The organism is Desulfobaccales bacterium (genome assembly GCA_041648175.1).
In the GTDB taxonomy this organism is placed as follows: Bacteria; Desulfobacterota; Desulfobaccia; order Desulfobaccales; family 0-14-0-80-60-11; genus 0-14-0-80-60-11.
This window is the reverse complement of the sequence record JBAZPO010000020.1, coordinates 45,952-53,445: the sequence shown is the minus strand read 5'-3', so window position 1 is coordinate 53,445 and position 7,494 is coordinate 45,952. Positions and strand designations below refer to the sequence as shown.

The 7,494-nt window shown below is 54.0% G+C and carries 5 protein-coding genes; 1 reads left to right on the top strand and 4 read right to left on the bottom strand.

All coding sequences use genetic code 11. The features are described from left to right. Positions 1 to 411 precede the first annotated feature (411 nt). On the top strand, positions 412 to 1,506 hold the full coding sequence (locus tag WC600_15955; protein MFA4904228.1) for a lipocalin-like domain-containing protein: 1,095 nt from the start codon (positions 412 to 414) through the stop codon (positions 1,504 to 1,506). A gap of 410 nt (positions 1,507 to 1,916) precedes the next feature. On the opposite strand, the gene WC600_15950 is transcribed toward WC600_15955, so the two are convergent. The 4 genes from WC600_15950 to WC600_15935 form a co-directional block, all read right to left on the bottom strand. Further along, complete coding sequence (locus WC600_15950; GenBank protein ID MFA4904227.1) at positions 1,917 to 3,515, bottom strand: HAMP domain-containing protein; 1,599 nt, start codon at positions 3,513 to 3,515, stop codon at positions 1,917 to 1,919. Between the two features lie 27 nt (positions 3,516 to 3,542). After that, entirely contained in the window at positions 3,543 to 4,583 is a 1,041-nt protein-coding gene (locus WC600_15945; GenBank protein ID MFA4904226.1) for an NrtA/SsuA/CpmA family ABC transporter substrate-binding protein, read from the bottom strand. Between the two features lie 387 nt (positions 4,584 to 4,970). Further along, positions 4,971 to 5,363, bottom strand: a complete 393-nt coding sequence (locus tag WC600_15940) for a response regulator (protein ID MFA4904225.1) — start codon at positions 5,361 to 5,363, stop codon at positions 4,971 to 4,973. Between the two features lie 8 nt (positions 5,364 to 5,371). Next, on the bottom strand, positions 5,372 to 7,468 hold the full coding sequence (locus WC600_15935) for an ATP-binding protein (GenBank protein MFA4904224.1): 2,097 nt from the start codon (positions 7,466 to 7,468) through the stop codon (positions 5,372 to 5,374). Positions 7,469 to 7,494 lie beyond the last annotated feature (26 nt).

Here is a 7,494-nt window from a genome sequence, read left to right as displayed (position 1 = left end):
TCACCCTAACCCTCTCCCCCATTGGGGAGAGGGGAAAAAGTGGAACCGATTTAATGCCTTATGGTTACTAAAACGGCCACATCTCCTACCCCCTCTCCACCCGCTTCGGGGGGAGAGAGCTGGGGTGAGGGGGGCAGAACAACCTCATGCAATTTTCTAACCGGACACTGCTGGGATTTAGGGGGATTTCAAGATGTTATATAAATCCCCCCTGCCCCCCTTTGTCCAAAGGGGGGTGATTATTTCCTTTCAAGTCATTTCAAGGTGAACCCAAAATAGGTTTTGAAATGGCCTATAATGATTTTTTTAGGTTTTGGTTCTTGGTAAAGGCAACAATGAAAACCGTAACGATCCGTAGGCGGGATGCGCTGCGCTTTTCCGCCCTACGACCTTGGGACCTCGACTTTAATTATGGCTAAACTAGCCTTGGGGCTTATGTTGGTGGTACTGTTGACCGGGGTGGGGTGGGCCGCTGAGGCCTTTCAGACGCCACAGCCGGGACGGGCCTTTGAGTTCCCCCGGGACCACGGGGCTCACCCTTCGTTCCAGACCGAGTGGTGGTATTATGTGGGGCACCTTAAGGCCGCGTCCGGGGAAACCTTCGGCTACCAGTTGACCTTCTTTCGGACCGCTTTACGGCAACCCGACCTTAAAGCCCGCTCGGCCTGGTCCTTGAACACCATCTATTTCGCCCACCTGGCCGTTACCGACCCGGCCCGGAGCACCTTTGCCTTTCGGGATAAGGCCGGACGGGGGGCTTTGGGTTTGTCCGGGGCAAAGGCGGGGGCCATGCGGGTCTGGATCGACGACTGGCACACGGAGCTTATGGGGGATGAATTTCACCTTAAGGCCCAAGCTGAAGGCCTGGGGTTGGACCTGACGCTTACGCCATTGAAACCCCCGGCCCTGCATGGTGAAGGCGGCTACAGTCGCAAGTCCGAGGCATACAACTCCGCGAGCTATTACTATTCCATCAGCCGCGTTTCGACCAAGGGTGCCATCACTGTGGACGGCCGCACCCTAACGGTGAGCGGCGAAAGCTGGATGGACCACGAGTTTTTCAGCGGCGCCATGGCCCCGAATCTTTCGGGGTGGGACTGGTTCAGCGTGCAGTTGGGCGACGGCTGGGACGTGATGCTCTATCTCTTGCGGCATAAGGATGGTTCGGTGGACCCGGCTTCTTCGGGCACTTTGATCGACCCGCAGGGGCAGGTCCGGCATTTGAAGCTGGCGGACTTTCAGGTCAAGGCTACCGGCGTCTGGACGTCCCCGCATACGGGCATCAAGTATCCGGCGGGGTGGGAGATCGCCATCCCTAAGGCGGGCTACCGCCTTAACCTGACGCCGACTTTGGCCGACCAGGAGATCCGGGCTCCGGCCCCGGCGAAGGTGACCTATTGGGAGGGCGAGGTCAAGGTTGCGGGCACGAAGAACGGGGCGCCGGTTGCCGGACTGGGTTACGCTGAACTTACCGGGTACGCTGGCGGGATGGGGGGAAGGTTTTAAAAGGAGGGTGAAAAGGGGAAGAGGCGAACAGGGGGGATTTGATAAACAGGCTCAATGTGGTGGGCAGTGCCCTCCTTACATTTTTAGATTCCCCTAAAATGGATTGGCCTTATTCAAGCTTGCACAAGTACCTGGAGTGGGCGGCAGATGATAACATTCGGTAGTCATACCGAGTTGCGCTCATAGAAGTAAACATAGCTTCGATTCTGTAGGGACGCACCTGCGCGAGTGCCGGTCCTGAGGGCGGACACATAGGTCCGCCCCTACAAAACACAAATTACTTGTATGGCCGCAACTTCGTATCAGAGATGGAATGATTCGTAAGGCGGGATGCGCTGCGCTTTCCCGCCCTACGGTGCTTAAGCCAGCCAAGTCCAGCGTTCCGGACCTGGATTTATGTGCAGTTAATTCTAAAACAGACCACTAGCGTCGATGGGGATGGAGAAGCTGATTGCAGTGCCATTACTTTTTTGACTCAAGATATTGAGATGGGCGCCGATCATCCGCAGCCGTTCATCCATAGCCGCAAGCCCCATGCCTTTATCTGCTATTTCATTACGCGTGATTTGTTCAAAATCGAATCCCACCCCGTTATCTTTGATGAGAAAATTTACTTTCCCGTCTTGCCTTTTGATGGTGACTGTGACTTGAGTGGACTGGGCATGCTTGGCAATGTTATTGAGAGATTCCTGGAAGATTCTGAATATGTTGGTCTCGGTCTGGGGCGAGAACAGGTTTTGGATGTCGTCCGTATCTGCTTGTACCGTTGCGTTTTGATACTTACCAAAATCGTCCAAGAGACGCTTTAAGGCCGCGGTTAACCCCAGGTTTTCAAGGAGCGCCGGGCTCAAGCCCTGGGAAATACGCCGCACCTCGTCAATCATTTCCTTTAACAGGTTTTGGGCGCCATTGAAATCCTCTTTTATGGTTACCGACTCTGCCGGCACTTCCATCTGAATGAACCGCAAGTGCATTTTGAGCGCCGTCATGGATTGCCCCAGGCCTTCGTGAAGTTCCATGGCGATGCGTTTGCGCTCCTGTTCCTGGGCGGTCAGGATTTGGGAGGCCAGGTAACGCAGGCGCTGTTCGGATTTCCGTACAGCCTGCTCCGCCTGCTGGCGCTCAGTCACTTCTGCCTGCAATTGGGCCAACGCCAGGCGCAGTTCCTCGGTGCGCTCCTCCACCCGCTGTTCCAGTTCCTCGTGGGCCCGGCGCAAGGCCTTCTGGGTCTGCTGGCGTTCTTCCACTTCCCGGGCCAGTTCGTCACGGGATACCGTGACCTTCGCCAGGTTGTCGATCATCTCATTAAAGGCCTGGGATAGTTCCCGGATCTCCCCCGTGCCGGTGGCCGCCACCCGGTGATCCAGGTTGCCGCGGCCAATGATCTGGGCGCCTTCGTGAAGTTGCAAAACCGGCCGCACCACCGATCTTAAAAGGAATATGGAATTCGCGATAATAAATGAGGCTAAGGTCAGCAAGGCGATGACATCAAGCAGGTTTTCCTGACTCTTCAGCGAAACTCTGTCGCGGCCGATCTCTTCAGATATCTTAACAAGGCTTGCCACTATTTTATGGGCGGTGAGCCTGATCTGGGCTATCAATCTATTCTGGAATTCTTGATTGGCTTCAACTTCCGGTGCACTCAAGCCGGTTTTACCGATGGTTGTCGTCAGCCTGGTGAAGCCCTCGCCCATCAGCTTTAACCGGTCGTCGAGGTCTTCGATGAGATATTTCCTTTGGAACGCCTGGTACTCAGGGGTATTTAATCTCTGGAGGAGCTCCCCCTGAACCGTCCACCATTGTTGGTGGGCCCGTGCCGTCCGGTAGAGCACATAATCGGTGGTAATGTCCCGCAACTGGTCAAAAGTCCCACTGAGGTCAGCCACTTTTTGTAAATCTTGCTCCTTTAACTCCTGGGCTTGGTCGATGAATACGTCAAGAGCGCTGTAAATTATAACTACGATTATGGTGATAAAAGTAGCAATCTTTACCGTGCTTCTGACTCTCATGGCTGCGTTCCTAAAGATCGGAGTTATTTACTTCTTGTCTTTGGGGATGATTATACTGACCGCTTGCTGTGTAACCTTGTCCAGCGGTTCCGCATTGAGGTAGTCCAGATAATTGGGGATTCTGGTTTGGCCGGTCAGTTTATTTTTGATCATCCAGCGGGCTTCGTCCTCCATAGAGATTAAGAGCGCTTGGTCAAAAGACAGCTCATAAGAGCTTTTGAGCCAAGTGCTTTTGAAAATAGCTTGATCGAGGTTAAGGTGTTTGGCGATGATCGCGAGGCTCTCATCCCGGTTATTTTTGCTAAAGGTTTCAGCCTGGGCCAAGGCCCGGAACAGCCTTTCCAGAGCCTTTGACCGGGATTTGATAAATTCGTCGCGGCCCACCAGGACATTATAAAATTTTTGACCGGTTTGCCCCGGCCAACTGATGATCTTGTTGCCCAGGCGCTGGTTAATATCATAGGCTATCGGGTCCCAGACCATGGCCGCATCCACCTGGCCATTGGCCAGGACCGCGGGTGTTTCCTCGGGGGTGAGGGAGATTAGGTGAATATCGCTTAAAGAAAGCTGGTTAAAGGTTAAAAACCTTCCCAGGAAAAATTCCGCGATGGTCCCACGCGCAACGCCGATGCTTTTTCCTTTCAAATCGCCGGGCTGCAAAATCCCCCGGTCCTTTAGGACCGTCATATGCAAAATATCCGTGGTGCCGATTGAACCCAAACAGCGCAGGGACTTCGCACCTTTAAAAATTTCCTGGACTAAAACAAAATCGGAGACATGGGCGATATCGATCTGGCCCGCCTGCAGTTGTTCCAGCCCCAAGGGACCGGTCGGAAAGAACTTTAGCGTGGCCTCCAGGCCGTTATTCCGGAAATATCCTTTAGCTTGAGCAATAAGAAGCAGGCCTGATGTGGAGTTTGAAACGGCGCTGATAGATATTTTCTCCACGGGCCCGGCATAGGGCCGCAGAGATTGGGCCGGAGGGGACCAATACCAGAAGGCCAGTCCTATTAGCACCACCAGCCCCGCGCTCATGAAGGCGATGGTCCGGCCGGTTATAGTTTTCATCTCAAGGCTCCATGGAGAAAAAGCGGCTGAAAGATAGGCAGGGTGAAGAGGACCGGGAAAACTGCCGGATGGGAAGGAGACCGCAAGAGCCAGGTGTACTTTTTTGCTTCGGCGCGGAAATTAGTGCTTCAACAAGCTGCGCCCTGATCTGAGCCCAGTCGGCCAAAACCGCCTCCCTCGGACAGACAACCTTCCATAATGTTGGAATATAATTTTATCACATCGAATTCTAAAGAGAAAATTTTATAAGCATGTGGGGGCGGGAATGGGTTAGGTTCTTTCAGACTGGGACATAACGGAAAAATCTTTTGAACTTCTTGCAAAATTGCCGGACGTTATATAATCGCAGCTTTAGCGTGAAAATCCAAATCCCCTTAGATCCCCCATCTACCTGGTTGTAAGTGTTGTAAGCTGCTCCTTGGCCGCGGCCAGGGCGCTACTCACTTTTTCTTCCAACTCTTCTTTGTCAATCGGCTTGATGCAATAATCAAAGGCGCCAAGTTCCTTGGACTGGCGCGCCGTTTCCAGGGTGGGGTAACCGGTCAGCATGATTACCTGGGTTTGGGGGGACAGCTTTTTCAGTTCCTGGAGCATATCCACGCCACTCATCTTTTTGAGCCGGATGTCCAAAATCGCCACTTGCACCGGGTGAGTTCGAGCATGTGCGAGGGCTGCTTCCTCTTCTGTGAACACCGCTACCTGATGGCCCTTCCGTTCCAGGATGCGTTTGATCATGACGCCGGCGTCGAGGACGTCGTCAAGCACTAAGATATCACCCATAACCCCTCCTAAGAGGCTTGCTGGTAACTGCTCGGACTCAAATTCGTTATAAAGTCTTCACAAGAATCCGCCCCGGGTTCATCCGGCGACACCGGCAATTCCACCAGAAACACCGAGCCCGGCCCCGGCGCTCTTCGGCCCGGTCCGGCATCACCTAAAAAGGCCGGGGGGTTTGGGCTCAGGGCGGAGATGGCGCCGTGATGGTCCTGGATGATGCCGAAAGAGACCGACAGCCCCAGGCCGGTGCCGGCGCCGGGGGGCTTGGTGGTGAAGAACGGTTCAAATACCCTTTTCAGGTCTTCAGGTTCAATGCCGGACCCGCTATCGGCCACCGTCACCAGCACCCGCCGGCCCTGGGGACAGATACTGGTTTTCACCCAGATGGTGCCATCCTGGCCGATGGAATCAAAGGCATTATTCAAAAGGTTGATCCACACCTGCTTGAGTTTTTCCTTATCGCCGGTTAAGCGCGGCAAATCGGGATCGAAAGCGGTAACGATATCAACCCAGTTTTGCTTGAAGGTGTGTCCGACCAGGTGCAAGACCTCCTCGATGGACTGGTTGAGGTCCAATTCCTCCATTTTGCTTTCAATATTCCTGGAAAAGCTCAGTAAATCGCCGACTATGCGCCGGCAAATCTGGGCCTGTTTTTCAATGATACCCAAATATTCAAAACTTTCCGTGTTAGCGGGTACGTCTTCCAGCAGCATCTGGGCATAACCCAGGATGATGCACAAGGGGGTGTTGATTTCGTGGGCCATGCCGCCGGCCAACCGGCCCAACTGCTCCATTTTTACCGTCTGCAATAATTTCTCCTGGTACTGTTTAATCTCGGAAATATCCCGGACCGTGAGCAGCAGACCGGCAATCCGGTCCACATCATAAACCGGCACCTTGACTATATGCAGCCAGTAGCGACGGTGGTTTCTGGTTAAGAGGAGTTCCTTGCTTATAGGTGCGCCGGTCTTGAGGATCTCAAGATCTTCCGCCCGGTGGCGTCCGGCCACTTGGGGGAAGATTTGGGCATTCGACTTGCCCAGGACATCCGGTTCATCCAGACCGAAGAACTGGCAAAAAGCCGGATTAACCGCCCGATAAATGAGATTTTCATCCTGCAGACTTACCAGGTCAGGGGTTACATCCAGAATGGTTTTGAGCAGCTGCTGCTGCCTGGTCAGAGTCCGTTCGGCCTCTTTGAGGCTGGCAATATAGGAATCCAGATTAAGAGCCATAAAGTCGAAGGCCTCGGCCAGGCTCTGGATTTCATCGCCCCTCATTTCCTGGTAAACCGGGCACTCCTGGCAGGCTTCGATTTTTTGTTCAAAACCTCCGGAGGCGCACTCAGGGCACATGGTTCCCACCAGATACCAGCAGCGCCGGCGGGTATCGTTGTAGGCCGGGCATTGGGGCTCCTGGCAATCCTTGATATCCCAGCAGTTGCGCTTGAGTTGGGGGCCGGTCTGGAGATCAAGATTGCCTCTGACGATGGACTCGGCGGATCGCCTCAAAATGTTTAAGCGCCGGGTGACGGTACCGGCAAACAGGGTGCCCAGCACCACCGCCATCAGGCCGGACCCGGCCGAAATGCAGAAGATGATGAAGAGAAGCCGGCGCACCGCAGCCTGGGCTTTGACCTGGGACAGACCCACGTGCACCGTCCCCAGACGCTCGTTACTGATGGTGACCGGTATGGCAAAATCGTAAATCCGCCCCTCTCCCGTATTCAAGAGTTGAACATGCTGACTCGCGTCTGGGGGCACTTGATTGGCGTCTTTGAGGTCCGTGGGAAAACCGTTTTTGAACGTGTGGGACAATATCTGGCTGTTTTTATCCTGGACAAAGACATAGATGATGTCATCGCTGGACTCTTTTAATTCGTCCACCATATTTTTCAGGCGGAGAAAGTCCAGGGCCAGCAAGGGGTCGGCGCTGCGGGCGGCCAACGACAGGCCCAGACTCAGACCCCGCTTTTTGATTTCCCCCAGCATGGCCTGCTTGGCGATTCGGCTCACGAAAATGGCGGAGAGCAGGCCGAAGACCAGGACTACTGCGGTGATTCCCAAAATTATTTTACTGCGAAACGACAGCCTGGTTAAAAACCGCATGTTGCCCTCAACCTTAGAGGCACCTT

Coding starts and splice junctions, on each gene's coding strand:
- WC600_15955 (MFA4904228.1), top strand. CDS start 412: ATGGCTAAACTAGCCTTGGGGCTTATGTTGGTGGTACTGTTGACCGGG.
- WC600_15950 (MFA4904227.1), bottom strand. CDS start 3,515: ATGAGAGTCAGAAGCACGGTAAAGATTGCTACTTTTATCACCATAATC.
- WC600_15945 (MFA4904226.1), bottom strand. CDS start 4,583: ATGAAAACTATAACCGGCCGGACCATCGCCTTCATGAGCGCGGGGCTG.
- WC600_15940 (MFA4904225.1), bottom strand. CDS start 5,363: ATGGGTGATATCTTAGTGCTTGACGACGTCCTCGACGCCGGCGTCATG.
- WC600_15935 (MFA4904224.1), bottom strand. CDS start 7,468: ATGCGGTTTTTAACCAGGCTGTCGTTTCGCAGTAAAATAATTTTGGGA.